Origin of the sequence: Sphingomonas sp. QA11 (genome assembly GCF_028473665.1) — a bacterium.
GTDB lineage: Bacteria > Pseudomonadota > Alphaproteobacteria > Sphingomonadales > Sphingomonadaceae > Sphingomonas > Sphingomonas phytovorans.
Map to the genome: position 1 here is coordinate 2,602,551 of NZ_CP098774.1, position 25,589 is coordinate 2,628,139.

Consider the following 25,589-nt stretch of genomic DNA (forward strand, 5'->3'; position numbering starts at 1 on the left):
GCCTTGCTCACCAACGGCTTTGCCGTTCATGTCGAGCAGAGATCGAACAGGCGCAGCCGTATCGAGAGCTCGTATCGAGGTACAATTGAAGCGCGAAACACCTGTCCCTCGATACGCCATCTCGACACGCTCGACGGCTACTCGGGACGAGCGGACATGGTCCGGATGCAGCGCTCGGTACCTGGCGCCGATTCAAACCCACGCCTCGTCATGCTGGAATCGCCCGGAACCCCACGCCCCTTCCGGCGCGGGAAAGAGCCCGAACTATTCGATTCCGAACGCAGGAAAAGCGTGATGAAAATCCGATACCCCTCGCGAAATTCGGTAAATATTCTGGCAGTATCGTGGCAATATGCCGGATCGCCGCTCGACGCGAATGGGCAGTCCCCAGACCATCCCGGATGTCGTTCTTCACTATTCGTCGTGACACATCCAAGAATGCCGGATTCCACCTCTCTCGTGGACGCGTCGCGAAAATCGGAGAATATTGTGACATTTTCCACAAACCGGCCCGCATCGGGCCACGAATTCATGGCGATTATTGTTACGCCGCTCCAATATCTCGCCGATCCGCCCCTGCCCCGGTGGCTGCGGCCGACCCCGATTCAATCCTGCCATCAGCGCGGCTATCCATGATCGCGCAGGGGTCACGCTTCCTGCCGCTCTTTCCACCGTGCAGCTCTTCATCTGATCCTCGCTGAAGATCGTTGCCACCGGCTTCGACAAGTGTGCCGCGATCGGTAAAGCAGGTGTCGTGGTCATCGCGAAACGTTCCTTTCCCCCGGTCGTGAACCCCGAGGTCCGGCTGCTGATGCTCGGCAGCCTCCCCGGAGACCGCTCGCTCGCCGCGGGGCGCTATTACGCTCACCCCCAGAACCAGTTCTGGCGCCTGATGTCGGGCGTCATCGGCCGCGATCTCGTCGTGCTCGACTATGACGACCGCCTCGCCGCCCTGCTCGCCGCCCATGTCGGCCTGTGGGATGTCGTCGCCAGCGCCCGCCGCGACGGCAGCAGCGACGCCGCGATCCGCGATCCCGTCGGCAACGACCTGCCGGGACTGGTGAGCTCGCTCCCCGCCCTCCGCACGGTCGGTTTCAATGGTGCGACCGCCTTCCGGCATGGGTCGGCGCGGCTGGCCGGGGTCACTGACATCTCGCTCGTCGCTCTTCCCTCCAGCAGCCCGCTCCACACCGTGGGGATCGCGGCGAAGCAACCGCTATGGGATCGGCTTCGCGAAGCCCTGAGCTGATCCCTCCACCCTGCCCCCAACCGGCTCTGGTCCGTCCGGCTCCGGCAAGGGAACATGATTGCTCCGTTTCGGCGGTATATCCGTCTCCTGTCCCGCCGGGGACATGATAGACTCTTCCATGCGCTCGCCGATAAGCGAGCCGACAGGGGAGCCGATATGCCAGACGACGAGGGAACCCGGATTCCGACCGGTGACGACATGTTCGAACATCCCGCCGAGTTCGCTTCGGACCCGAATCCCCCGGCGCCGGGCACCGCCGTCGGAAAGGGCACCGCCGGCCAGGATGCCCAGCGCCGTCGCAACGGTGGAGATGGTGGTGGAGGCGGTGGGGGTGGTGACGACGGCGATGGCGATGGGGGCAGCAGCAAGCGCATCTCCGGCACTGACGCGCAACGCCGCCACAGCGGTGGCAAGGGCACTGCCGGCCAGGACGCCCAGCGCCGCCGCAATTGACCTGCCCCCCGGTCTGAACACCTGGCTCTGAACATCGATGCTTTCCCTGCATCTGTTGGCGGGCGATGCCGGGCTCGACTGGCACCGCACGGCGACCGGCATCGCCCGCGGGTCGAGCCAGGTCGATCCCTATCGCCATGATGCCCTGGAGGAGGTCATCGCCGTCAACGGCGAGCGGCTGCTCGTCTGCGTGCGGGAACGATGCGCTGGACTGATCGGGCCTGAGATCGACATCCTCGCCGGGTCGGCGTCGCCAGCCCCGATCGACGCCGAACGGTTCGACCGGCTGGTCGGCAGCCTGCGCGCCTGGCCGCTGCAATGGCACCTGCTGATCGTCGATCGCGATACGGCCCGGCTTGAGGCGGGCCATTGGGGCACGGCGCCGGTTTTTCTCGTCGCCCGGCCCGGCGGCGAGCTGCGGGGGCATTGGGATGCCGACCGGCTGTTGCCTGGCCTGGAGCGCACCAGTCTCGATCCGGCCCGCGCCGCGCGCTGGATCGCCGAATATGACGCGCCTTATGCGCGACGGACCCTGTTTCGCGATCTGATGCTGCTCACCGAACGGGCCGTTGCGACGTGGCGCCGGGCTCCGGGCGGGGATCACGGACTGGACATCGCCTATCCCGCTCCATGGCCGCGGCCAGTCCCCGGCACCCTCCGCCCGGAGGCCGACCCGCTCGACGCATTCGAGGACATCCTGCGCTCCTCGATGCGTCGATGGACTCGTCTCGCGCGGGAAACGCTTGGCGCGGAGTTGAGCGGCGGCCTCGATTCCGGCCTTGTCGCGGCGATCGCGTCGCGGGAATCGGCGAGCCCCTTGGCAAGCTACGGACTCGCCATCCCCGGGATGGCGGACGCCGTCGCGGATCAACCCGCGCGCCGGGCGGATCTGATCGCGGCGTTCGGCCTGCGCGACACGGAAATCCCGATGGAGGATTTCCTGCCGCTTGCGCCCGGCAGTTGCCGGCTCGACGGCAACGCGCCGGTCCTCCCGTGGGAGGAGGGCTATTACGAGGCGATGGATCATCTGCTGGAGCGGGCCTATGCGGCGGGCACGCGGGTGATGCTGACTGGCTTCGGCGGAGACGAGCTTTGCGGCCTTCGCCCGTCCGAACAGCGCGCGCTTGGCCTCGCGCCGGAACCGGCCTGGTCCCTCTCGCCGCCGGAAGGTCCCGCCTTTCTCACTCCGGTGGCAAGCGCTACCCTGGCGACGTCGCCGGACCAGCCGCCCCGCGCCGCGAGCTGCGATTCATCGGTCGAGGTCGCCGCGTTCAGCGCGGCACGCTATCTGCGGCATGGCATCTGGCCGGTTCATCCGTTGTGCACGCCGGAACTTGTCCATTTCTGCGCGCGCCTCCCCGCCGCCTGGCGCGCCGACCGCACCATCGAGCGCGCCCTGCTCGCGCGGCTCGGCGCGACGCGGCGGGTGACTCATCCGGCCTTTCGGGACGATCTTTCCCCGGCGCTCGTGCGCGGCATGCGTTTCAGTGCCCGGCCGCTGCTCGACCGCCTGTTCGCCCAGTCGAACCTTGCCGGACAAGGCATCGTCGATGGCGCCCGGCTGCGACGCGATTATGCCGAATGGTGCGAGCGCGACGACACTGATGGAGCCGAACGCTATTACGCCGTCGCGATCCTGGAACTGTGCCTTGCCAGGATGCGCTGAGGCGATCGGCAGCCGACTCCCCATAGCGCCATGTTCATGATATGTTCCGCTTGTGCCGGACGACTCGCCCCTCCTGCCCCCGCGCCCGCTGCGCTGGCTGTTCCTCGACCTGAACAGCTATTTCGCGAGCGTCGAGCAGCAGCTCCAGCCTGAACTGCGCGGCAAGCCGATCCTTGTCGTCCCCGTGCACAGCGACACCACCGTCGCCATCGCCGCCTCGGTCGAGGCCAAGCGCTACGGCATCTCCACCGGCACGCCCGTGTGGGAGGCGAAGCGCCTGTGCCGGGACCTTATCGTCACGCCCGCCCGGCACGAAAAATATGTCGAGTTCCACGACGCGATCATCGAGGAGATCTGGAAGCACATTCCCGTCACCCGGGTCTGCTCGATCGACGAGGTCGCCTGCCGCCTGCTCGACAACGAGAATTCGGTCGAGGCGGCGGTCGCGCTCGCCCGGCGGATCAAGGCCGGCATCCGCGCCAATGTCGGCGGGTGCCTCACCAGTTCGGTCGGCATCGCACCCAATCGCCTGCTGGCCAAGCTCGCCTCGGACATGATGAAACCCGACGGCCTGGTCGTGATGACCGCGGACCAGCTTCCCCACCGCCTGTTCGACATGCCGCTCCGCGACATCGCCGGCATCGGCGCGAAGATGGAGCGGCGCCTGGCGCGGGACGGCATCAACGACATCCGCCAGCTGTGCGAGCGCCGCCCGCGCGATGCCGGCACCGCCTGGGGCGGTACCAATGGCGACCGGCTCTGGTATCTGCTCCACGGCGTCGACCTGCCGGAAAAGCCGACTCAAAGCCGCTCGATCGGCCACAGCCATGTCCTGTCGCCCGGCAAGCGCGGGGTCGAGCCGGTCCGCCTCACCGCGCGCCGGCTCGCGCTCAAGGCGGCGAGTCGGCTGCGGCGCAAATCCTATCGCAGCCGCCTGCTCGTCCTCCACGCCCGGTTCGAGGACGACAAATCGACCTGGCGCGCCAGCATCCGCCTGCCCGCCACGCAGGACAGTTTCGCGGTGCTCGCCGGGCTTGAAGCGTTGTATCCCCGGCTCGTCGCGGTCGGGCGAAGGCGACCCGGCGACTTCCAGATTCGCATGGTCGGCGTCACCCTGGCCGAAATCGAACCAGTCGCCGGGGAACAGGATTCGCTGTTCGCCCTGCTGGATCCGGACGACCCGCTGGCGCGCGAGACTCGCACCCTGTCGCTCAGCCGCGCCATGGACCGGATCAACGAACGATTCGGCCGCAACGCGGTCAGTGTGGGGCCGCTGCATGGGGGCAGGCTCGACCGAGTCGGCACGAAGATCGCCTTTGGAAGAATCCCGGAAATGAGCGAGTTTCACGAATAGTCCGATACTTGGCCCCTGCTTTTTCACATGACGTTTTTGTGACCGCCCGGAATGGGTCGGGCAATCCTATAGGATGTGATAATAAGCTATTGACGGAGCGATTTCCGTGGGCAAAGCAGCCCGCGACATGACGAGCCGCCTCCTCCCCGCCGCCGCCGTCGCGCTTCTCGCGCTTTCGGCCTGTAACAACGACAAGCCGGAGACGGTCACGCTGACCGCGCCGGATCCGCAGGCGGCCGAAATCGCCAATCGCGCGCCGGTCGAGCTGCCGCCGGCGATGAAGGCGGACGTGACCATGCGCTGCAAGGACAACAGCCTCGTCTATGTCACCTTCTTCCAGGGCGACAAGATGGCCGTCGTCAAGCTCGCCAAGGACGGCCCCGCCACGAAGCTGACCGCCGCGAAGGAAGGCGATCCGCTCAAGGCCGAGGGTTATTCGCTGACCGGCAACCCGAAGAACATCAGCCTGACCGCACCGGGCAAGGGCTCGACCACCTGCCACCAGTAAGGCGGTCGTCCGATCGATTTCAACGAGGCCGGCGGAGCGATCCGCTGGCCTTTTTCATGGGCGCATGGTTGCCTCGCCCGCCTCCGTGGGGCACGATGGCGCTACCATATTAGGGGCGAGCATGGCGACGATCGCGATCTACAGCCTGAAGGGCGGCGTCGGGAAGACGACGCTGGCGGTGAACCTCGCCTGGTGCGCCGCGACACTCTCCGCCCGCCGCACCCTGTTATGGGATCTCGATCCCCAGGCCGCGAGCAGTTTCCTGCTGTCGGGCAGCAAGGCGAGGGAACAGGCCCAGTCGGTCTTCTCGAAGGATGTCGAACCGGAGAAGCTGATACATCACACCGCCATCGACCGCCTCGACCTGATCGGCGCCGACGCCTCGCTGCGCGGGCTCGACCTGCTGTTCCACGAGCTCGACAAGAAGAAGCGCCTGCAGAAGCTGCTCACCGGCCTGCGCAAATCCTACGACCGTATCCTGCTCGATTGCCCGCCGGGGCTGACCGAGACAAGCGACCAGGTGATGCGCGCGGCCGACCTGATCGTGGTGCCGGTGATCCCCTCGCCCCTGTCCGAACGCGCCTATGCCGAGGTGGTGAAGCATCTCGGGGGTGCCCTCGGTGCGAAGGGCGCGCAGGTGATGCCGGTCCATTCGATGGTGGATCGCCGCCGCAAGCTCCATGCCGAGGCGCTTGAACGCCATGCCGACTGGCCGGTGGTGCCGATGGCGAGCATCGTCGAATCCATGGCGGTCAGGCGTGCGCCGGTCGGTGCCTATGCCGCGAAGTCACCCGGCGGCCAGGCCTTCGCCCAGCTCTGGCAGGCGGTCGAGCGCCGCCTCGCCAGATGAACGCCCCCCGATGAGATCGGGGCCGCCCGACGTGTCGGCCGCCTTTGCGCCGCTCGATCCGCAGCTCGTGCTCGGCGCCTATGCGATCGGGGTCTTCCCGATGGCCGATGCCCGCGATGCCGACGGGGTCTATTGGGTCGAACCCAAATACCGTGCGATCCTGCCGCTCGACGGCTTCCATTTGTCCCACTCGCTGCGCAAGACGATCGCCGCTGACCGTTTCCGCGTCACCGCCAATGCAGCGTTCGAACAGGTGATCGCGCTCTGCGCCGAAGCAGCCGAGGATCGCCCGGACACCTGGATCAACCCGCAGATCGAACGCGCATCGATCGAGCTTCACCGCCTTGGCTTCGCGCATTCGATCGAGGTGTGGGACGGCGAGCGGCTGGCCGGCGGCCTCTACGGCATCGCGCTCGGTCGCGCCTTTTTCGGCGAATCGATGGTCAGCCGCGCACGGGACGCGTCGAAGGTCGCGATGGCATGGCTCGTCGCGCGGTTGCGGGCTGGCGGCTTCAGCCTGCTCGACTGCCAGTTCATGACCGATCATCTCGCCTCGCTCGGCGCGGTCGAGATCCCGCGCAGCACCTATGTCGGGTTGCTGTCCGCCGCGGTCGAGGGCGTGGTCGGCGCCGGAGCCTCGACGGCGGGTGCAGCCTCGGCCGGCGACTTTTTCGCGCTCGACCGGGGCTTGTCCTCGTCGCTTCCTACCGGCACCGAATCGGGTCCGCCGACCGGGAAGGTCATTGCGCAGCTCTTGGTCCAGACGTCGTAGATCGGGTGCTGGACGACGTTCAGCGCCGGACGCTCCTTGTACAGCCAGCCCGAGAAGACCCGCTTCCAGGTGCGATCGAGCTGCTGCACGTCGAGCTGCACGAATGCCCCGGTATAATGGTCCTGCTCCCACGGCGCTGTCTGCTCGCAGGCGCGCAGGCGGACGATCACGTCGCCGACGCGCACTGCCTGGCCCGGCTTGAGCGTGACTTCGCGCGCTGCGCCGTTCCGCTTGTTGAGCAGCCCGATCACCGCGACGCGCTGCACCATCGGCGTCGCGCCGAACGACGGGTCCGCCCCGCTTGGCACGTCCACCGTCACCACATCGGATGGCGGCTGATCCTCGTCCAGCGCGGTTTTCGGCACAGGCTTGGCGCCGGGCGTATCGGTCTTCCGGTCGCACCCGCCAACGGCGAGCAGCGTCAGGATCGCCGCGCCGCCCAGCAGCCGACGCATCACTCAGGCATCCAGGCTTCGTAATCGCCCGTTGCGGCGGCGCGCTGGCCGCCCTTTTCCAGGGCACCCGGTGGACGATAGGCAAGCGCGGTGCCGGTCATGTTGGGCACCGCAGGCTTTTCCCAGACGCGCGGCGCGGGGAGCGACCGATCCGGCAGATCGTCAACCTGGTGGTGAAGCCAGCCGAACCATTCGGGCGAGATGCGGCTCGAATCATTCGCGCCGTCATAGATCACCCAGCGTCGCGTGATCCCGTTGGGATCGGTGCCGCCTTCGTAATAGACGTTGCCCAGATGGTCTTCGCCGACCTGCGTCTTGCCGCGCAGGCCGATCATGGTGCCCCAGCTGGCGCCGTTCCACCAAGTGAATGGATTGAGGTTGATGCCCATGCGCCGCCGCTTACCCGTTGCTCGCCACGCGGGCAACTGCCCTCGCGTCGATAGGCCTCAACGCGCCGTCCCGGCCAGGATCATGGTCGCGATCGTATCGGTCACCGTCGGGTCGATCGCGACCGCCGGATCGCCATAGGTAGCGACATTGGCGCCGCGCCCGTCGCTCGCCACTGGCTTCAGCACATGATTGACCCCGGCAAGCGTCACCATCTTCGCCGCCGGCCGCGCATTCTTAAGCAGGGCGGCATCCTCGATCCCGACCTGGATGTCGTTCTTGCCCTGAAGGATCAGCACCGGCCCCTTCACTGCGGCGACAAGTCGGGCCGGGTCATAACGAAAGGCGTCGATCAGGTAGGATTGTACACGCGGATCGAACAGGCCGGCGACCGCGGGATGCAACGTCGCGACATCGACCTTCCTGCCCGCCTCGAGCGAATCGATCGCGGCGAGCGCCGACGGCAGGATCGGCGCATTTGCGGGATTGGCGCGCAACTGGGCGCGAAGCACTTCGCCCATCGGACGCCCGGCGGTCGCGACCAGCAGCAACCCGCATATGTCGGTCGCCTCCTGTGCGGCGGCCAGCGCGACCAGCCCGCCCTCGCTATGCCCCAGCACCCAGACACAGGGCACGCTGTTGCGCTTGCGGATCACGCCGATCCAGCCACGCACGTCGCTGGCATAGTCGGCGATGGTCACGTCGTTCGCATCGGCAATCGCGCCGGCACTGCCGAACATGCCGCGCTTGTCGATCCTGACGCTGCCGATCCCGCGCGCCGCAAGGCCTTCGGCCAATTGCCGGAACACGGCGCCGCGCACGCCCAGGGGGCTGTCGCCATCGCGGTTGGTCGGTCCGGATCCGGGAATGATCAGCACCATCGGCGCCGGGGCGCCGTTCGGCCCGGACGCTTCGACCAGGGTTCCCCGCAACGGTCCCGATGGCCCCGGCGCTTCGATTGCCCCATCCGGCATCGGCCGGACGATCGCCTGGGGCGACATCATCGCCATCAGCAGCGCGCCGATCACTTCTTACCGTGGCCGGTCCAGGTCACCTTGTCGCCTTCCGCAATGCCAAGTTCGGCCGAGCGCCCGCCATTGATCTCAAGCACCGCCGCCACCGGCTCACCCGACGGAATCGGCGTTTCGGAGAAGGGCACGGTATTTTCGGCGATCGTTGCGATCGTGCCGTCCGCGCGTATGAAGATGATGTCGAGCGGGCTCGGCGTGTTCTTCATCCAGAAGCTTGCCTCCTTCGGTGCGCCGCCCGCGGGCGGATAGGGCGCGAACAGCATGCCGCCGTTCGGGGCGATCCCGGTACGGAACATCAGACCTTTCTGCTGTTCCTGCTCCGTCTTCGCGGTCTCGACGACAAAGTCGTGGGCGCCGGTCGAGCTGGCGATGGTCAGCGAAACCGTCCTGGCGGCAGTCCCCGCGGCGGAAGAGGCGACCGCCCCGTCACCGGAGCAGGCGGTCAGCATCAGCGCCGCCAGCGCGAACGTGGCCGCGAACTTCTTCGGCATCATGACAGAATCAGCCTTCCTCTTCGACCACCACCGCAAGCGGGCCCTTGCGCCCCTCGACGATTCGCGCCCGCAGGCGCCGGTCGGGCTCGACTTCCGCGATACCGGCACGCCGCAGCGTTTCCATATGGACGAATATATCGGCGGAATCCGCGCCGCGCACGAGGAATCCATAGCCTTTCAGGCGATTGAACCATTTCACCGTCACCGGTTCGAACGGCCCGGCATTCTCGACCAGCGCTGAAGGATCGACCCGGTCATCGCCCTGCCGCACCCGGATCGTCGGCTCCACCGCGTTGCTCAGGTCGATCGCGACGATCTCGCTCGCCTGGAAACCACGGTCGCGCTGCACGGCAAGGCAATCGACACGCGCGCCTTCAGGCAGGCTACGCCGCCCGTGCGGCTGAAGGATGGAGAAATGAATCAGGACATCGCCCACCGAAGGATCGTCGGCGACGACGAAGCCGAAGCCGCGCGTCACGTCGAACCATTTGAGGATACCCGAAACCGCAAGCCCACCAGCCGTCGCGGCCGGTGACGCCTCGATCGTCGTGTCATCCCAGGTCCGGCCCCCGAACGCCGGTTGCGGATCGTTACGCATAACCAACTAGTCCCCCGGACGGCACATTAGCACGGATCTTTGCTAGGACAAAAACGACGATTCCACCGAAATTCATCCGAATTTGCCGATTCATTCAAGCGCGTCGATTTTCTCGCCCGGCGCCATCGACGCGATACGGCGCGCCAACGTGAAATCATGCCCCCCGCGAATCATCGCCGCGATCTGTTTCTCGCGCTGCGGGCGATCCGGCGCGACGGTCGCGAACGGGCCGATCCGGCGCTTGCGGGCAAAGGTCAGCGCAGCCTCAAGCCCGCGCGCCTCGATCCCTGGCGCGAGCGCCTCGGCATCCTCCTCATCGATACCTGCCTGGCGAAGCACGCCGCTCACCCGCCTCTTGCCCAGCCCGCGTCGTGCCATCGCGGCGGCACGCGCCTCACCGAACGCCCGATCGTCGATATAACCCAGTTTGGCGAATTTCTCGGCAAGCCCCTCGGGGTCGCTGCGGTCGCCCTCCCAGCCCCGTTCCCGGATCTTGCGGACCAGATAGTCAGTGAGTCTGCCACGGGTCGTCGCAAAGCGCTCGACATAGCGCAGCGCCAGCCTTTCGAGCGATGCCGCATCGAGCGGCGGCGGCGGGCGCCGCTCTCGGCTGTTCCGGGTATGAGGCATCACGCCATGATTGTGCCACACTCGGAACGGATTTTGAACGCTTGGAAGCGGCAGAAGTGCACGCTTCATAAGGAGCGGCTTTTGGGGAAAGGCCGCGATCAAGGGCGCAAGGACAAATGGTTAGTGATGTTCGGGGATCGGGAGAGCTGTTGGCCGAGCGTGCCGCGCTGACGTCGACCCCCACCAACGATCCGCTCGCGCGGCGCTTCGCGGATTTCGAGACGCTTGGGGAAGCGCTCGATTATGCCGCCAGCGGCGTTCGCGGGCTCAATTTCCACGATGCGCGCGGTGGCCTCGTCCGCCCCTATTCCTTCGCTGAACTGCGCGAAGATGCGCTGACGATGGCGCGCCGCCTGATCGCTGCCGGCGTCACGCCCGAGGATCGTATCGCGCTGGTCGCCGAGACCAGCCCGGATTTCGCCGCCCTGTTCTTCGGTGTCGTCTATGCCGGGGCCTGGCCGGTGCCGCTGCCGCTGCCGACCTCGTTCGGCGGCCGCGATTCCTATATCGAGCAGCTTCGCGTCCAGCTTTCGAGCTGCGACCCCACGATGCTGATCTACCCGCCCGAGCTGGCCCAGATGGCTGGTGAGGCCGCCCGCCTCGTCGGGATCGAGGGTGTCAACTGGTCCGAACTGGTCGAGCGCCCCGCGCCCGACACAGCATTGCCGGTCGCCAGGGGCACCGACATCGCCTATTTGCAATATTCCAGCGGCTCGACCCGGTTTCCGCATGGCGTGGCGATCACCCATCATGCGCTGCTCAACAACCTTGCCGCCCACGGTCATGGCATGGAATTGCAGCCAAGCGATCGCTGCATTTCCTGGCTGCCCTGGTACCACGACATGGGTCTGGTCGGCTGCTTCCTGTCGCCCGTCGCGAACCAGGTTTCGACCGACTATCTGAAGACCGAGGATTTCGCGCGCCGTCCGCTCGCCTGGCTCGACATGATCAGCCGCAACCAGGGCACCAGCCTTTCTTATTCGCCGACCTTCGGCTACGATATCTGCGCGCGGCGCATGTCGAGCCAGACCAAGGCTTCCGATCGCTTCGACCTGTCGCGCTGGCGCGTTGCCGGCAACGGTGCCGATATGATCCGCCCAGACGTCATGCAGAGCTTCGTCGACGCATTCGCCGATGCCGGCTTCAAGGCGACTGCCTTCCTGCCGAGCTACGGCCTGGCCGAAGCGACGCTCGCCGTCTCGATCATGCCGCCGGGCGAAGGCATCCGCGTCGAGCTGGTCGAGGAGACCCAGCTCTCCGGTGTGGCCGCAGGGCAGGATCGGCCGCAGCGTTACCGCGCGATCGTCAATTGCGGCAAGCCGGTGCGCGACATGAAGGTCGAGATCCGGGAAGAGGACGGCACGCCGCTCCCCGAGCGTGCGATCGGCAAGGTCTGGTGTTCTGGCCCATCGGTGATGGTCGGCTATTTCCGCGATCAGGCATCGACCGATGCCTGCATGGTCGATGGCTGGCTCGACACCGGCGACATGGGCTACATGTCCGATGGCTATGTCTATATCGTCGGCCGGGCGAAGGACATGATCATCATCAACGGCCGCAATCACTGGCCGCAGGATATCGAATGGGCGGTCGAGCAGCTCCCCGGCTTCAAGGCCGGCGACATCGCCGCCTTCGCCATCACCACGCCGGGCGGTGAGGAAACCCCTGCCGTGCTGGTCCAGTGCCGCAGCTCCGACGATGCCGAGCGTGTCCGCCTGCGCGAGGAAATCCGCGAGCGAGTCCGCTCGGTGACGGGCATGAATTGCGTGATCGAACTGATCCCGCCGCGCACCCTGCCCCGCACCAGCTCGGGCAAGCTAAGCCGCGCCAAGGCGCGCAAGCTCTATCTCGACGGCGAGATCAAGCCCTACGACATCGCGGCATAACGCACCGCTCGCGAGGCGCTGAAGCGCTTCGCGACTGCTTCCGGGGACCTTCCAGAGACGCGACGACGCGCTACCGCGCCTATCGTCTGTGTGGGCGTGCGTCTTTTGGGGAAGCCCCGGCGCGACTGTACGCCGGATCGACCATTCATCGCGGGAGCTCAAGGCAATTCGTCAGAATGTGACCATGGCGAGGGGCATCGACGCGTGTTATGGCGATCCTGAACAGCCCATTTTTCGATCGTGGGGACAAAAATTTCATGCAGGCCAATGCGTCCCCTACTGGTTCCCCCGACCTCGCCCATCAAATGCTGCGCTGGCTGCTGGTGCTGCTAATCCTTTTGTCGGGTGTCGGGCTGGCGGTGCTGGCGAACCGGCTGCCGACACCAGTGCCGGAAGGAGCACCGGCGACGCAATTTTCGGCCGCGCGGGCGATGAAGGATGTGCGGATGATCGCCCGGCGGACGCATCCCGCCGGATCGGCCGAAATCGAGGAGACGCGCCGCTATCTGATGGAGCGGATGACGGGGCTCGGGCTTGCTCCGCAAATCCACACGCAGACCGCGATCGTGACGCGGCGCTATTTCAACGATGTCGCGATCGGCGGGCTGATGCGCAATATCGTCGGCGAACTCAAAGGCAGCGATCCCGCGCTCCCGGCGGTGCTGCTGATGGCGCATTATGACACCGTGCCGCTTTCTCCAGGCGCCGGCGACGATACATCGGGCGTCGCGGTCGCGCTTGAGGTAGCCCGCGCACTCAAGGCCGCCGGGCCGTTGCGGCGGTCGGTACTCTTCCTCTTCACTGATGGCGAGGAGGCCGGTCTGCTCGGATCGTCCGCCTTTTTCGAAAGCGATCCGCTACGCAGCCGTATCGGACCCGTCATCAATCTTGAGGCTCGGGGCGATCGCGGCAAGACCATGATGTTCCAGACCAGCGCCAACAATCGCGCCCTGGTCGAGGTCTATCGACGCAGCGTCGGCTCGCCGGCAGCGGATTCGCTGATGGTGACGATCTACAAACGCATGCCCAACGATACCGATCTCACGGCCGCGCTGGAGCAAGGCCATGCCGGCATGAATTTCGCCTTTGTCGGGCATCAGATGGCCTATCACACGCAGCTCTCGACGCCGGACAATCTCGATCCGGGCAGCCTTCAGCATATGGGTAACCAGGTGCTGCCCGTGGCCCATGCCTTCGCTCAGGCGGGAAAGCTCGATCAGGCGAGCGAAGATGCGGTGTTTGCCGATCTGTTCGGCCAGTATCTGGTCGCCTATCCCTCCTGGCTGGGCTGGGTGCTGGCGATCGTCGCGGTCGGCGTGGTGTTTGCATCTGCGGGGGCCGGCATGGCGCGCGGCGCCGTCACCTGGCGCGATGCGGTGGCGGGTGCCGGCGGACTGCTGACGCTGCTGCTCGGCATCGCGACGATGCTCATGCTGGCGCCTCGGCTGGTGGCACTCCTGCTGAGTGACGTCGCGTCCCCCTACGCACTGATCGGCCAGTTCGACTGGCTGCTGGCGGCCACGATCCTGCTCGGCATCGGCAGCGGCGCGTTGCTGATTCATGCGGCCGCCAATGGCCGGCGCCGGGCCGCAGCGGTCTTGCTGGGTGCCGCAGGCGTACTGGCGGCGCTGCTCGGCAGCTTCAGCCTCGTCCCGCTGGTGCTGGGTGTCGCGGCCGGGCTCCTCGCGCTGGCAAGCCTTGGCCGGCGCGTGGCGCTGACCGCCTGGTTCACGGGCGCGGTCGCCCTTGTCGCTCTGTCCGCGCTGGTGCTGCAGATCATGCTGCCCAATGGCGCGCATGCGCTAGTCTGGCCGCTGCTGCTTCTGGCGCCGGTCCTGGCGCTGCTGCTGTTCGCGCCGAAAGTGGCGGCCCGGCCGGCCGGGCTGGTGGCCATGGCCATCCCCGCCGCGTTGCTTGCCGGACTGATGGCGCGATCCGGCTATGATTTCTTCTTGATGATCGGGGCGACCTTGCCCGCCGTCATCGCCCCCTTGATCCTGCTGGCCTTGCTCGCGCTCGTGCCGCTGATCTGGTCGTCACGGAACCTGCCCCGACTTGGTCTGCTGTGCGTTGCCGTCGGCCTCGCCATCTGTATCGCAGCCGGGATCAAGGGGCGGACACCGACGGCGGACAGCCCTGAAATGGTCGAGGCCTTCTATCTCGCCGATACCGACAAGGGCAGAGCCAGCTGGGTCAGCGGCAAGCTCGATTCCACCGGCTGGGTCAAGGCAGCGCTCGCCCAGGATGGCGGTACCGCCAGGCTTCAGTCTCTCGCGCCGCTCTTCAAGGGCGACCATTGGGTGGCCAGGGCAAAGCGTGCCGCTCTTGTCCGGCCAGGACTGGCGCTGGCCGTTGCCGGAGACGGCAAGGAACGCCGGATCAGCCTCAGCGCCACCAACGCCAATGGCGGCCGCTATATGCGCATCTTTCTCAAGCCATCGGTAGACCTGACCGGTCTCACATTAATGGACCGGCCGCTCCCCGACACGCTGAAGGCGGGTGACTGGTCGCAACTCACCTTCCATGCCAGCGGCACCGAGGCGGTTCGCCTGACCATGCCGACGGCCGGCCCATCGGGCCAGCTTGAGGTTGAAATGATCGAGGTTCGGGACAGCTGGCCGGAAGGCCGAACGGCGGCGCCCTTGCCGCCACACGTCATCCCCTATCGCCGCGCGGGCAACAGCGTGATCGTCGCCCGCGCCGCGGTGAAATGGTGAGGCTTGCACGGCACTGGCCTCTCATGCCCCTTCCCCACTGCGAGCGCGTCTCATCCCAGCCGGCGGTTCACCAGATGGAGACCCGTTCGCCGGGCGAGAGATAGAGGCTGTCTTCCGGTACGATGCCGAACGCATCGTACCATCCGTCGATATTGCGGACGACACCATTGACGCGGAAGGCGGCCGGGCTGTGCGGGTCGGAGGCGATATTCGCCCGGAGCGCCGCTTCGCGGATTTTTTCGCGATATGTCTGCGCCCATGACAGGAAGAAGCGCTGGTCGCCCGTAAACCCGTCAAGGACAGGTGGGGATTCACCGTGGAGCGACAGGTGATAGGCTTCGAAGGCGACATTTAATCCACCGACATCGGCGACATTCTCGCTCAGGGTGGTCTGTCCGTTGAGATGGACACCGGGCAGCGGTTCGTAGCGCGAATATTGCCCGGCAAGGCGGTTCGTCAGTTCCCTGAACCGGACGACATCGGCAGCAGCCCACCAGTTCCGTTGCGCGCCGCGCGCATCCGTCTTGGCGCCCTGGTCGTCGAACGCATGTCCCATTTCGTGGCCGATGACGCCGCCAATGCCTCCATAATTGACTGCCGGATCGGCCGCCGGATCGAAATAGGGTGGCTGCAGGATAGCGGCTGGAAAAACGATCTCGTTGAAGAAACTGTTCGAATAGGCGTTCACCGTCTGGGGCGTCATTCCCCATTCATTGCGATCGGTCCGCTGCCCGAGCCGCGCGATCCGCCGCCGCCAGTCCCAGCGCAAGGCACGCGTGCGATTTCCCAGCGGATCACCGGGGCGAACCTCAAGCGTCGAATAGTCGCGCCAAGAGTCCGGGTAGCCTACCTTGACGCGAAGCGCGGCAAGCTTGGCGAGCGCCGCCTGTTTCGTCTCGTCGGACATCCAGTGGAGTTGCTCAATCCGCTTCCGGTAAGCGACACGCAGATTCTCGACAAGCGCGGCAATCTGCGTTTTCGCTTCAGGCGAGAAATGGCGCTCGACATAGCGCCGGCCGATCGCCTCACCAAGCGCGGCGTTGACAGCGCTGGTGGCACGTTTCCAACGCGCGCGCTTTTGCGGCTGGCCGGACAGGATATGGTCGTTGAAATCGAATGACAGGTCATCGAACGACGCCGGCAGAATATCGGCCATATTGTTCAGGTAACGGAACGTCATATAGGCGCGCCATGTCGCCACCGGGGTCGCGCGGAACAGTCGGGTCAGGTCGCGGATCGCAGTATCTTCCTTGACCACGAAGAAATCCTGCAACGGTATTTCCAGCGCCCGGAGCGTGGCATCCCACGGATAATCGGGTGCGAACGCCTTCAGCTGCGCGCGCGATTTCGGATGATAGGTCAGGTCCCGGTCGCCACGCTTCTCGCGCGTCCATTGCAGCGCGGCCATCCGGGTTTCAAGCGTCAGCACCGCGTCAGCCGCTCGCTCCGGGCCGGGATAGCGGCCCAGCTTCAATATCGCAGCGATATAGGTCCGGTACCTGCCACGGATCTCCGCGGATTTGACATCGTCCTTCAGATAATAGTCACGGTCGGGAAGGGTCAGCCCGGACTGGACGATGTTCAGCGCGTAGCGATCGGGATCTTCGGCATCGGGCCACGGGGTGAACGACATCGGGCCGCCGACGCCAAGTTCAGGACGCCCCATCAGTCGCGCGACATCGACATAGGTGCGGGCCTTCGCGATCGACGCCAGATCGGCGGCGGCTGGCGCCAACCCCGCCGCCTCGATCGCGCGGGTGTCGAGATAGGCATTATAGGTGTCGGCGATCTTCCGCTCGATCGAACCGGGCTGCCAGCGCCGCGTAACGATATCGTCGATGATCGCCTTGACCTCGGCCTCGGCATTGGCGCGCAGCGCGATGAACGGCCCCCACGCGCTGCGATCCGGGGGGATTGTCGTGGCCTGCATCCACGCGCCGCTGCTGTAGGCGACGAAGTCATGGCCCGGTTTCATTGCGCGATCCATGCCGGCAAGATCGAATCCCCAGGGCGGGATCACCGGCGCCGCGGCTGACAGGGTCAGATACAAGATAGCCGACGCGGCCGCCCGCGGCGCGAGATGGTTCGTCATGCCCACAGGAAGACCGGATGTTCGCGCCCGGTCGCGGCGCGGAGGATTCGATCGATGACCCGCGGGCCGTTGATATGGTTGGTGAACACCGCCATTCCCGTCTCGGAAGGTGGGTGGAGCAGGCAGAAGCTGCTGCACGCGCCGGCAAGCGAGCCGTTCTGGAACAGACAGGACATGCCATCCGCCATTTCGTTGCCCCAGCCGAGCCCCCAGGAGATGGCGCGATTGACGCGCACCAAAGGCCGCGCCGCGAGCGCGCGCAATCGCGGCGACAGGTCAAGCCCATCGCCGAACGACGTTGTGAACCGAGCGGCGATCCGAAGATAATCGGCGATGGTCGTCATCAGGCTCATCGCCGGATTGGGATAGTAGATGGCGCCCGGCAGCGGCGACACGCCCTTGTCGGCGCCTGAAACTGGCGCCATCGCGGCGGCAACGCGATCGAGCGTCCATTGCGCGGCCGGAAGGCCGCCCGCGGCGATCCGGGCGTGGAGCCGGTCGCGCCATGATGCGTCGTCCCATGGCGTTCCTTCCCAATGATGCCCCGGCACTAGCCGTTCGGGGAGGTCGGGACGCCAGAGAAAGGTCGATGAATTCATGCCGAGCGGTTCGAACACCGCGTCCTGCATATAGGCCTCGAAACCGACTCCAGTAATTTTCTCGATACACCGCGCGAGCAGGAAATAACCCTCGCCGGAATAACGGAACTGGCTTCCCGGCGCGAATGCCGGGACAATCTCACGGGTCTGTCGCCAGTTGGGCAGTCCGCTTGAATGAGTCAGGACGTGCCGCGCGGTGATGCGGCGAGCTGCCACATCGGGCAACGCGTCTGCGCCGAGATAGAAAACGAGCGGGCGGTCCAGATCGAGCGCAACAGTGTCGGCCAGACGAAGCGCGGCGTAACAACTGACCTGTTTGCTAAGCGAGGCGGCTTTCCAGATCGTTGTCGGGCCGACCGCCGCACCATCCTTCTCGGCTGCTCCGACATGAGCTTGCCAGATCGCTTGCCCCCTCGCCACGAGGCCGATGGAGATCCCGGGCACGCCGGCAACCTCCATCAAACCGGGCAGCGAGGTCATGAAGTCGTTGTCCGGGATCGAGATCCGCGATCTGACCCCATGCGCAAAGACGACCCGGGGAAACGGAAGGACTGCCGCACTGGCGAGAAGATCGCGACGTCGCATCATTCAATTATGTAGCTGCCTACACTTATGTCAATCACCCTTCTCCGTGCCGGCGACAATGTCCAGCTTCTCGGCCACTCGCTCGAAAAGCGACCTGCGACCGAGCGCGTCGTCCAGGCGGTCGAGGAGAGCGACCACATCGCCCGCCTCGGCATTCAATTCCTCGCCCACCGCATTCAGCGCCTGCCACACAGGGGCAAGCTGAACGACGAGATCGTGTCCCCTGGCAGTCAGGCTGAGCTCGCGGCGACGCGCATCGAAAGGCGAAACATCCGAGCGAACGATGCCTTCAGCTTCGAGGGAACGGCTTGCCTGACTGACCGAGACATGGGTGATGCGCAGTGCCTCGGCAATGGCACCGATCGACATCGGGCCGTTCAGCACGAGCTGGTTGAGCAGACCGTACCAGCGCTGCTCGAACCGGATGTTCTGCCTTGCGTAAATGCGCGTACCGTCGCGATCGATCCGTTCGGACAGGCGCCGCAGCCTTGCCGCGAGGGCGGCGCCACCCGCCGCTCGGCTGTAATCGGATGGCTGGTCCATTCTTCCTCCCAATGACGGAGCGGATCTAACATCATGACTGGCGCCTCGCACCCGAAAGGAGTGGCACGGAAGTGCACCCATGGCTCCTTCCGCCATGCCGCAAGATTCACTCGACCCTTTCAGCCTTTGTCCCGTCGCCTGAAAATAAAGCGCCAGAATCGCTCCTTCGCCTAACCATCCGATAACCAGCACTGGTTTATTGCGGGGGCGTGAGCACGCGCCCTGCCTCCCAATTCGCCCATCCGCGCATCGACGGACGCGCGCTTCTTGGATTGTATGATCCGGCCGACACGACCGACTGGGCGCCGATTCGCGCCGCCCAGGTGAATGCCGGCAGCCAGCTCGCCCTGTTCCTGCTCGCGGCCAATGTCGTCGCGGCGGCACTGGTCGTCCTGGTCCTTGAACCAGTCGCGCCGCTCTGGTCGCTGGCGAGTTGGGGCGCCGTGGTCGCGGCCGTCGCCGTGGCGATCACGTTTCGTCGCCTCGCCGCTCGCCAGCGCACGGCGGAAACCGCGACGCTGCGCGACGTCCGCGATACCGTCGTGGAAGGGATCGCGCTTGCGGCGGTCTGGTCGGTGCCCCCGCTGGTCTATGGCATCAAGGCCGATCCGGCGATCGCGTTCGGCCTGTGGATCGTCGTCGCGCTGCTGATGACCGCATCGGCCGTCGCCATGGCCGCCCTGCCGATGGCGACGCTCAGCTTCCTCGGCATCCTGGGAGCCTCGATCACGGTGATGCTCTATTTCGTCGGCGGGCCGCTGCTCGCGTCGACCGCGATCGTCTTCACCGCACTGCTGATGCTGGTCTGCTTCGGGCGCGGCAAGGCGCTGGTGGTGATTCGCGCAGGCGAGATCGCGCTCGCCGAACGCGACGAAACCGTCAGCCTGCTGCTCCGCGAGTTCGCCGAACACAGCGCCGACTGGCTGTGGGAAACCGACATCAGCCGCCGCATCGTTCGCGCTTCCCCCCGCTTCGCCCATTCGGTCGGGCTCGATCCGCTCTCCGTCAACGGCATGCCCTTTCTTCAGGTGCTCGCCGGATCGGCCTGGGAATCCGGCAATTTCTCTTCTGGTCTGCGCGCCCTGGCCGAGAAGCTGAAGGGCCGTGAAAGCTTCCGCGACCTGCTCCTCCCGGTCGTGGTCAATGGCGAGGAACGCTGGTGGGAGATCGCGGCGAATCCGCGCCTTGACGAGCGCGGCGCCTTTGTCGGCTTTCGCGGCGTCGGCTCCGATGTGACCGAACAGCGCGCCTCGGCCGACAAGATCAACCGGATGGCGCGTTTCGATACGCTCACCGGGCTGCCGAACCGCCTGCTGATCAACGAAGCGCTCGTCCATGCGATGGGCCAGGCGGAGAAATGGGGCAGCCGCTGCGCCTTCATGATGATCGATCTCGATCGCTTCAAGGCGGTCAACGATACGCTCGGCCACCCGATCGGCGACCGGCTGCTCGGCCGGGTCTCCGAGCGGCTGAGCCAGCTGATGACCGACAATGAGGTGATCGGCCGACTCGGTGGCGACGAATTCGCCGTCGTCGTCCGCGATGCGAGCGACTCGGCGCGGATGGAGCAACTGGCCCAGGCCATCATCGACACGCTGTCACGCCCCTATGAGCTCGACCAGCATACGCTCTACACCGGCGCCAGCGTCGGCGTGGCGACCGGCCCGCGCGACGGGCGCACGGCCGAGATGCTGATCCGTTCGGCCGACCTCGCGTTGTACCGCGCCAAGGACGCGGGCGGCGGCGTGGTCCGCGTCTACGAGCCACAGCTCCATGTCGAGGCGGAGGAACGCCGCATCCTCGAAATGGCGCTGCGCAAGGCGGTCCAGAACGACGAGATGCACCTGAATTACCAGCCGGTGGTCGACGCAGCGACCGGTATGCTCACCGGCTTCGAGGCGCTGCTGCGCTGGACTCATCCCGAACTCGGCAACATCTCGCCGGTGAAGTTCATCCCGCTCGCCGAGGAAGCCCGACTGATCGCACCGATCGGCGAATGGGTGGTGCGCACGGCCTGCGCCGAAGCAGCACGCTGGAATTCGCCAGTGCGAGTCGCCGTCAACGTCTCGCCCGATCAACTCCACAACCCGGCCTTCGTTTCGACTGTCGCCTCAGCCCTCGCCAATAGCGGCCTGCCGCCGGAGCGGCTCGAGCTCGAAGTGACCGAGAGCGTCTTCATGCGCGAGGGCACCGGCGCGACCAAGGTGCTTGAACGAATCATGGATCTCGGCGTGCGGCTCAGCCTCGACGATTTCGGGACGGGCTATTCCTCGCTCGGCTATCTCAGCCGGACCCGCTTCTCCTCGATCAAGATCGACCGCAGCTTCGTGCAGGGCGCTTCCCGGAACGTACCGGAGGCAATCGCGATCATCCGCGCCGTCGTCGCGCTGGCGCAGAGCCTCGGCATGGCCACCACGGCCGAAGGTGTCGAGACGGAGCAGGAGCATCACATGGTGCAGGAGCTCGGCTGCACCAAGGTCCAGGGCTATTATTTCGGCCGCCCGCTACCGGTCGAGGAGGCCAGAGCGGTCGCCAATCGCGATTGGGGCGAGGCAGCGGCCGCCTGAGCGCTTGCTCCCTGCCAAACCTCGCGCTAAAGCCCGCAACCGCACAGGGGTGTAGCTCAGTTGGTTAGAGCGTCGGTCTCCAAAACCGAAGGCCCTCGGTTCGAGTCCGAGCTCCCCTGCCACTTTCCGCTTTGGCCGATTTAGGCCCATCGGACGCCCCCTTTCCGGGACTATTCTCCACGAGGATAGCAAGCGATCCCGGTAGGTCGCCCTAAGCTTTCAGCCTCGAAGAACGAGCGCATGATAGTGCATGTCGCGCTATCCGGGTGCATGGCGGGTGTCCTCGACACACCATCTCGAAAAGCTTGACGACAAACGAGACGAACGAGGTTGGCACATCGATTCAACCTACGTCCGGACCGTAGCAGCATGGCGTCGGACCAAAGCTCCGGTTGAGGCCCTGCTGTTTCTCATGAACGAACATCTTCTCGACGATGCCGTTCCCTGTTCCAGACGAGAAATTCCCTGTTATCGAACAACAGGGAATTAGCGATCAAGCGATTGATATACATTGATGATTATGCAAACGAACCGCATGGAAAGAGGCAAAAAAACAAATTCCCTGATAATTTCCCTGTTAATCGGCCCGGAACAGGGAAATCCCGGCGGTCCGCCCCCTCCCCTAATTCTTCGCAAATCTCGCAAAGACACTGGTCGGCAGCCAGCTTGGCCGCGCCGGATCATTGGCGATCTCAACCGCCAGCGCCGTCACATAGTCATCCAGCCTGATCGCCTCGTCGCGCAGCACGCCAGGCTGGTTCAGATCGTCGCTCGGCGAATGATAGCGCGTGGCGCGCCATTCATGCTCGATCTCGAACGCCTTGCTGCCGGGCGGAAAGCCGAACTTGAAGGCAAGCGACGGAATGCCGGCCCGCACGAACGCATATTGGTCGGTGCGGATGAAGCTGTTGCGATTGGGCAGCGGATCCGGGATCAGCGACAGGCCGTGCCGTGCCGCGACCGTCCTCGCCGGATCGCCAAGGCTACTTTCCTGGTCGCCCTGCACCAGCACCGTCTCCAGCTTCCATAGCGGCAACGGCATGTCGAAATTGAGATCGGCGACGATCGAACCCGAGGGCACCGTCGGCCGCCGCGCGAAATAGCCCGATCCAAGCAGCCCTTTTTCCTCCGCCGTCACGATGGCGAAGAGGAAAGATCGTTTCGGCCGCTGACCGGCTTTCAGCCGCGCGGCGATGTCGAGTACCGTCGCCACGCCCGAGGCATCGTCCATTGCGCCGTTGTAGATGCGGTCGCCATTGATCGGCGCGCCGACGCCGACATGGTCCAGATGCGCCGATATGACGACATATTCCCTGGCGAGTACCGGGTCCGAGCCTTCCAGCTTCGCGACGATATTCGGCGAGGTCAGCAGCCGCCGGTGCGTCACGATCGATGCTTTCAACCGAAGCGGCAGCGCGAAGGTGGGGATCCTGGTCGACTGATCGGACGCCGCTGCCAGTTCGGCGAAGCTGTGGCCGGTACCGGCGAACAGGCGCTCGCTCTGCTCGGGATCGAAGCTCGCGGCGAAAAAACCGTTCGGCGTCTCGCGTAACGGCCCGTCTGCCAGATACATGCCTGGTGCCGGCGAGAGCAGTTTCTGTCGTTCCCAGGGAATCTCGATCTGCTTTGGCGGCGTCAGCGTGATCAGCCCGACCGCCCCGGCTTTGCCGAGGAAAGCGGCGCGGTCCGACCGGTTGCTTGCCTTGACCGGTCCCGGGATATTCCCCGGCCCGCCAGCGATGGCGACTGCGATCTTGCCCCTGAGGTCGAGCCTGGCAAGGTCGTCATGTCCGTTGTCGGGCAGGTTCAGCCCATAGCCGATGAAGACCAGCGGCGCGTCGACCATCGCCGGACGCGGGCCACCGCCCGACGATATCAGCATGTCCGCGCCGAGCTTGAGTGGAATCACCTCGCCCTTCACGCCGATCAGTTCGGCGGACGAAGCAGGATAGTCCACCCGCTGTTCCTCCAGGGCGACATCCTGCCGGAACCCCGTATCGCCCGCCGGCGTCAGGCCGATCGCCCGCAGCCGGCCTTCGACATAATCGGCGGCGCGGAGATAGCCGGCCGATCCGGTCTCGCGCCCCTCGTTCGCATCATCGGCGATGGCGGCAATGTCCGCCCACCATTGGTCGGCCCGCGGCACCGCGGGCGAGGATGCCGCGGCAAGCGACAGCAGGGCGAGCGAAGCCAGAGCGCGGATCATTGAGCAGATGTAACTTCATGTATCGAGTATCGTCCAACGCTAATTTTCGTGCCCGCGCGGCCTGCCACTCTCCCGAATCCTAGCCCTTCGCCGGCAACAGCTCCCCGATCGCGCGGACCAGTTCCTCGCTCGAAAAAGGCTTGCGCAGCAGCCCGACACCCGGCTCGATGACCGCATCCAGCTTCGCCGATTCCGAAAAGCCGGTCATGATCAGTACCGGCCGCCCGGGATGGGCGTTGCGCAGCCGCGCGGCGACATCCGCCCCGTCCTGTCCGGGCATGGCGAAGTCGACCACAATGAGGTCGATGCCATCCTCTTCAGCCGCGACCAGGCCCGTCCGCCCGTCCGTCGCGGTGAGGGTGGCCGCGCCGCGCGCCTCAAGGGTCGCGGCCACGGTGTTCAGCACGTCCGGGTCGTCATCGATGACGAGGATGTTCAGCCCGGTCAGCACCGCCTCGGGCTCGGCCTCGTCCGGCACGGGCCCGTCATGTCCCGGGGTGACATCGAGGGCGCGGCGCAGGAAGAGGCGCACCGTGGTCCCCGCGCCTTCGACCGAGTCGATCTCGACCACGCCACCCGCCTGCGAGACGACACCGAACACCATGCTCAGGCCGAGCCCGGTACCGCCCCCATTGAGTCTGGCGCTGAAGAAGGGCTCGAAGGCACGTGCCGCGACCTCGCGGCTCATCCCGACACCGTCGTCACTGACCGCGATCATCACATAGTCACCCGGAACCAGGTCGGGGTGCGCCGTGCCCGAGACCGCGCTCGTCCTGATGCTGATGGTACCGCCGTCGGGCATTGCATCCCGCGCGTTGATCGTCAGGTTCAGCAAGGCGAGCTCGAGCTGCCCGCGGTCGGCAACGACACCCAGATCCTCGTCGGGCATCTCCATGTCGACCTTGATCTGCGGCCCGACCGATTTCCCGAACAGGTCCCGCGCCTCCTCAAGCATCCGGGCCACGCCGAACGAGGCGGTCTCGAGCTTCTGGACTCGCGAAAAAGCGAGCAATTGTCCCGTCAGCTTCTTGCCGCGCTCTACTGCCTGACGGGCGTTGCGGCTCCACCGCACGATCCCCGAGCTGTTCTCGGGCTGGATGTCGATCAGTTCCAGATTACCGGTGATCGCCTGGAGCAGATTGTTGAAATCATGCGCGATGCCGCCGGTAAGCTGGCCCAGCGCCTCGAGCTTCTGTGCCTGCAGCAGCGCACGCTCGGCGTGCTCGCGCTGCTGCATCTGGGCACGCATCTCGCTTATCGCCGCATCGCGCGAGGCGATCGCGTCGGCCAGTTCGGTGTTCGCCGCGGCAAGTGACGCGGTGGAGGGTAGCGCCACTGCCTTGGGGATGAGCGGCCACAACATGATCGCCGTCGCGACGGAGGCGATCGCGGTGATAACCTTCACCACCGCCTCGACGCCGTAATTGCCATGCCACAATGTCCAGATCGACATCACATGGGTGGCCCCGCAGGCAAGGATGAAGGTCGCGAAGAGGACGATCATCCAGCCGTAGCGAATATCCTCCCGCTTGCGCATCAGGGTCAGGAGCGCCAGCGGAATCGAGAAATAGGCGGCGGCGATCAGTCCATCGGCGATCACATGGGTCCGGATCAGCGCCGGCTCCCATAAAAGGCAATAACCGTGCGGTGCATAGCTTCCGTCGAAAAACGGTCGAAGCAAACCACCCATGATGATCACCCGTCGTTTCTTGCGCCAAATGCCCTATTATCCTCCCTGCCAGCGCGAGTTACCATCCGGAAATTGCTGGATTGGCTCCAGATTCGCTGCGATCTTGTAACCGCAAGTCCAGATCGGCCGGATTTGCTGCCGCCAATGAACCGGCCTGGGAGTGGCTGGGCCTCCTCTCTTGCTTTCCGGGCGCGTCGGGGTTATCTGCGCGGTCAATCCGAAATCGAGGATTGGACGGCGCCGGTTCCCTGGGACCC

General features: G+C 65.6%; 21 protein-coding genes, 1 tRNA gene and 1 pseudogene. 12 read left to right on the forward strand and 11 right to left on the reverse strand.

Annotated elements, in window-relative coordinates:
* Positions 1–3 precede the first annotated feature (3 nt).
* The 8 genes from NDN01_RS12150 (at position 4) to aat (ending at position 6,852) form a co-directional block, all read left to right on the forward strand.
* Positions 4–636 carry a hypothetical protein gene (locus tag NDN01_RS12150; protein WP_272627744.1) on the forward strand — a complete coding sequence of 211 codons (633 nt, stop codon included), beginning with the start codon at positions 4–6 and terminating at the stop codon, positions 634–636.
* 151 nt (positions 637–787) lie between these two features.
* A complete protein-coding gene (locus NDN01_RS12155) occupies positions 788–1,249 on the forward strand; it encodes a uracil-DNA glycosylase family protein (protein ID WP_443025226.1) in 462 nt (153 codons plus the stop codon).
* Positions 1,250–1,405: 156 nt separating this feature from the next.
* A complete protein-coding gene (locus NDN01_RS12160) occupies positions 1,406–1,702 on the forward strand; it encodes a hypothetical protein (RefSeq protein WP_272627748.1) in 297 nt (98 codons plus the stop codon).
* A gap of 37 nt (positions 1,703–1,739) precedes the next feature.
* Positions 1,740–3,368 (forward strand): asparagine synthase-related protein, encoded by a 1,629-nt coding sequence (locus tag NDN01_RS12165; protein WP_272627750.1) that lies wholly within the window; start codon positions 1,740–1,742, stop codon positions 3,366–3,368.
* A gap of 52 nt (positions 3,369–3,420) precedes the next feature.
* Positions 3,421–4,722, forward strand: coding sequence for a DNA polymerase Y family protein (locus NDN01_RS12170; protein WP_272627752.1), 1,302 nt, complete (start codon positions 3,421–3,423; stop codon positions 4,720–4,722).
* Positions 4,723–4,849: 127 nt separating this feature from the next.
* Complete coding sequence (locus NDN01_RS12175) at positions 4,850–5,230, forward strand: hypothetical protein (protein WP_272628183.1); 381 nt, start codon at positions 4,850–4,852, stop codon at positions 5,228–5,230.
* A 121-nt stretch (positions 5,231–5,351) separates the two neighbouring features.
* Positions 5,352–6,080 (forward strand): ParA family protein, encoded by a 729-nt coding sequence (locus NDN01_RS12180; RefSeq protein ID WP_272627753.1) that lies wholly within the window; start codon positions 5,352–5,354, stop codon positions 6,078–6,080.
* Between the two features lie 10 nt (positions 6,081–6,090).
* Positions 6,091–6,852, forward strand: a complete 762-nt coding sequence (gene aat / locus NDN01_RS12185; protein ID WP_336298366.1) for a leucyl/phenylalanyl-tRNA--protein transferase — start codon at positions 6,091–6,093, stop codon at positions 6,850–6,852.
* A gap of 35 nt (positions 6,853–6,887) precedes the next feature.
* Here aat and NDN01_RS12190 read toward each other — a convergent pair.
* From NDN01_RS12190 to NDN01_RS12215, 6 genes and pseudogenes are all read right to left on the reverse strand, one after another.
* Positions 6,888–7,307 (reverse strand): annotated as a pseudogene (locus tag NDN01_RS12190) (DUF2155 domain-containing protein); the annotation flags it as partial.
* The gene (locus tag NDN01_RS12195) at positions 7,307–7,696 is read right to left on the reverse strand and encodes an NADH:ubiquinone oxidoreductase subunit NDUFA12 (RefSeq protein ID WP_272627754.1); all 390 of its coding nucleotides are present in this window, start codon (positions 7,694–7,696) and stop codon (positions 7,307–7,309) included. The pseudogene NDN01_RS12190 and the gene NDN01_RS12195, both read right to left, overlap by 1 nt.
* 57 nt (positions 7,697–7,753) lie before the next feature.
* Complete coding sequence (locus tag NDN01_RS12200; RefSeq protein ID WP_272627756.1) at positions 7,754–8,722, reverse strand: alpha/beta hydrolase; 969 nt, start codon at positions 8,720–8,722, stop codon at positions 7,754–7,756.
* Positions 8,719–9,216, reverse strand: a complete 498-nt coding sequence (locus NDN01_RS12205; protein ID WP_443025245.1) for a DUF192 domain-containing protein — start codon at positions 9,214–9,216, stop codon at positions 8,719–8,721. The genes NDN01_RS12200 and NDN01_RS12205 overlap by 4 nt, the downstream gene beginning before the upstream one ends.
* Before the next feature lie 10 nt (positions 9,217–9,226).
* Positions 9,227–9,817 (reverse strand): cold-shock protein, encoded by a 591-nt coding sequence (locus NDN01_RS12210; protein ID WP_272627760.1) that lies wholly within the window; start codon positions 9,815–9,817, stop codon positions 9,227–9,229.
* A 90-nt stretch (positions 9,818–9,907) separates the two neighbouring features.
* On the reverse strand, positions 9,908–10,447 hold the full coding sequence (locus NDN01_RS12215) for a regulatory protein RecX (protein WP_272627762.1): 540 nt from the start codon (positions 10,445–10,447) through the stop codon (positions 9,908–9,910).
* 149 nt (positions 10,448–10,596) lie between these two features.
* Between NDN01_RS12215 and NDN01_RS12220 the strand changes: the two genes are divergently transcribed.
* Both NDN01_RS12220 and NDN01_RS12225 read left to right on the forward strand, forming a co-directional pair.
* A complete protein-coding gene (locus tag NDN01_RS12220; RefSeq protein WP_443025227.1) occupies positions 10,597–12,333 on the forward strand; it encodes a fatty acyl-AMP ligase in 1,737 nt (578 codons plus the stop codon).
* A gap of 305 nt (positions 12,334–12,638) precedes the next feature.
* Entirely contained in the window at positions 12,639–15,050 is a 2,412-nt protein-coding gene (locus NDN01_RS12225; protein ID WP_272627768.1) for a M20/M25/M40 family metallo-hydrolase, read from the forward strand.
* Between the two features lie 67 nt (positions 15,051–15,117).
* On the opposite strand, the gene NDN01_RS12230 is transcribed toward NDN01_RS12225, so the two are convergent.
* The 3 genes from NDN01_RS12230 to NDN01_RS12240 form a co-directional block, all read right to left on the reverse strand.
* The gene (locus tag NDN01_RS12230; RefSeq protein WP_272627770.1) at positions 15,118–17,142 is read right to left on the reverse strand and encodes a M13 family metallopeptidase; all 2,025 of its coding nucleotides are present in this window, start codon (positions 17,140–17,142) and stop codon (positions 15,118–15,120) included.
* Positions 17,139–18,221, reverse strand: coding sequence for a serine hydrolase domain-containing protein (locus tag NDN01_RS12235; RefSeq protein ID WP_272627772.1), 1,083 nt, complete (start codon positions 18,219–18,221; stop codon positions 17,139–17,141). Before NDN01_RS12235 ends, NDN01_RS12230 begins: the two co-directional genes overlap by 4 nt.
* Before the next feature lie 135 nt (positions 18,222–18,356).
* Complete coding sequence (locus tag NDN01_RS12240) at positions 18,357–18,869, reverse strand: MarR family winged helix-turn-helix transcriptional regulator (RefSeq protein ID WP_272627774.1); 513 nt, start codon at positions 18,867–18,869, stop codon at positions 18,357–18,359.
* 209 nt (positions 18,870–19,078) lie between these two features.
* Between NDN01_RS12240 and NDN01_RS12245 the strand changes: the two genes are divergently transcribed.
* Together NDN01_RS12245 and NDN01_RS12250 are read left to right on the forward strand one after the other, a co-directional pair.
* A complete protein-coding gene (locus NDN01_RS12245; RefSeq protein WP_272627776.1) occupies positions 19,079–21,436 on the forward strand; it encodes a putative bifunctional diguanylate cyclase/phosphodiesterase in 2,358 nt (785 codons plus the stop codon).
* A 45-nt stretch (positions 21,437–21,481) separates the two neighbouring features.
* Positions 21,482–21,558 (forward strand) — tRNA-Trp (locus NDN01_RS12250).
* Between the two features lie 500 nt (positions 21,559–22,058).
* On the opposite strand, the gene NDN01_RS12255 is transcribed toward NDN01_RS12250, so the two are convergent.
* Positions 22,059–23,642, reverse strand: a complete 1,584-nt coding sequence (locus tag NDN01_RS12255) for a M28 family metallopeptidase (protein ID WP_272627778.1) — start codon at positions 23,640–23,642, stop codon at positions 22,059–22,061.
* Between the two features lie 79 nt (positions 23,643–23,721).
* Positions 23,722–25,332 carry a response regulator gene (locus NDN01_RS12260; protein ID WP_272627779.1) on the reverse strand — a complete coding sequence of 537 codons (1,611 nt, stop codon included), beginning with the start codon at positions 25,330–25,332 and terminating at the stop codon, positions 23,722–23,724.
* Positions 25,333–25,589 lie beyond the last annotated feature (257 nt).

Coding starts and splice junctions, on each gene's coding strand:
- NDN01_RS12235 (WP_272627772.1), bottom strand. CDS start 18,221: ATGACCTCGCTGCCCGGTTTGATGGAGGTTGCCGGCGTGCCCGGGATC.
- NDN01_RS12230 (WP_272627770.1), bottom strand. CDS start 17,142: ATGACGAACCATCTCGCGCCGCGGGCGGCCGCGTCGGCTATCTTGTAT.
- NDN01_RS12225 (WP_272627768.1), top strand. CDS start 12,639: ATGCTGCGCTGGCTGCTGGTGCTGCTAATCCTTTTGTCGGGTGTCGGG.
- NDN01_RS12240 (WP_272627774.1), bottom strand. CDS start 18,869: ATGGACCAGCCATCCGATTACAGCCGAGCGGCGGGTGGCGCCGCCCTC.
- NDN01_RS12260 (WP_272627779.1), bottom strand. CDS start 25,332: ATGGGTGGTTTGCTTCGACCGTTTTTCGACGGAAGCTATGCACCGCAC.
- NDN01_RS12205 (WP_443025245.1), bottom strand. CDS start 9,216: ATGCCGAAGAAGTTCGCGGCCACGTTCGCGCTGGCGGCGCTGATGCTG.
- aat (WP_336298366.1), top strand. CDS start 6,091: ATGAGATCGGGGCCGCCCGACGTGTCGGCCGCCTTTGCGCCGCTCGAT.
- NDN01_RS12160 (WP_272627748.1), top strand. CDS start 1,406: ATGCCAGACGACGAGGGAACCCGGATTCCGACCGGTGACGACATGTTC.
- NDN01_RS12175 (WP_272628183.1), top strand. CDS start 4,850: ATGACGAGCCGCCTCCTCCCCGCCGCCGCCGTCGCGCTTCTCGCGCTT.
- NDN01_RS12180 (WP_272627753.1), top strand. CDS start 5,352: ATGGCGACGATCGCGATCTACAGCCTGAAGGGCGGCGTCGGGAAGACG.
- NDN01_RS12255 (WP_272627778.1), bottom strand. CDS start 23,642: ATGATCCGCGCTCTGGCTTCGCTCGCCCTGCTGTCGCTTGCCGCGGCA.
- NDN01_RS12165 (WP_272627750.1), top strand. CDS start 1,740: ATGCTTTCCCTGCATCTGTTGGCGGGCGATGCCGGGCTCGACTGGCAC.
- NDN01_RS12215 (WP_272627762.1), bottom strand. CDS start 10,447: ATGCCTCATACCCGGAACAGCCGAGAGCGGCGCCCGCCGCCGCCGCTC.
- NDN01_RS12195 (WP_272627754.1), bottom strand. CDS start 7,696: ATGGGCATCAACCTCAATCCATTCACTTGGTGGAACGGCGCCAGCTGG.
- NDN01_RS12210 (WP_272627760.1), bottom strand. CDS start 9,817: ATGCGTAACGATCCGCAACCGGCGTTCGGGGGCCGGACCTGGGATGAC.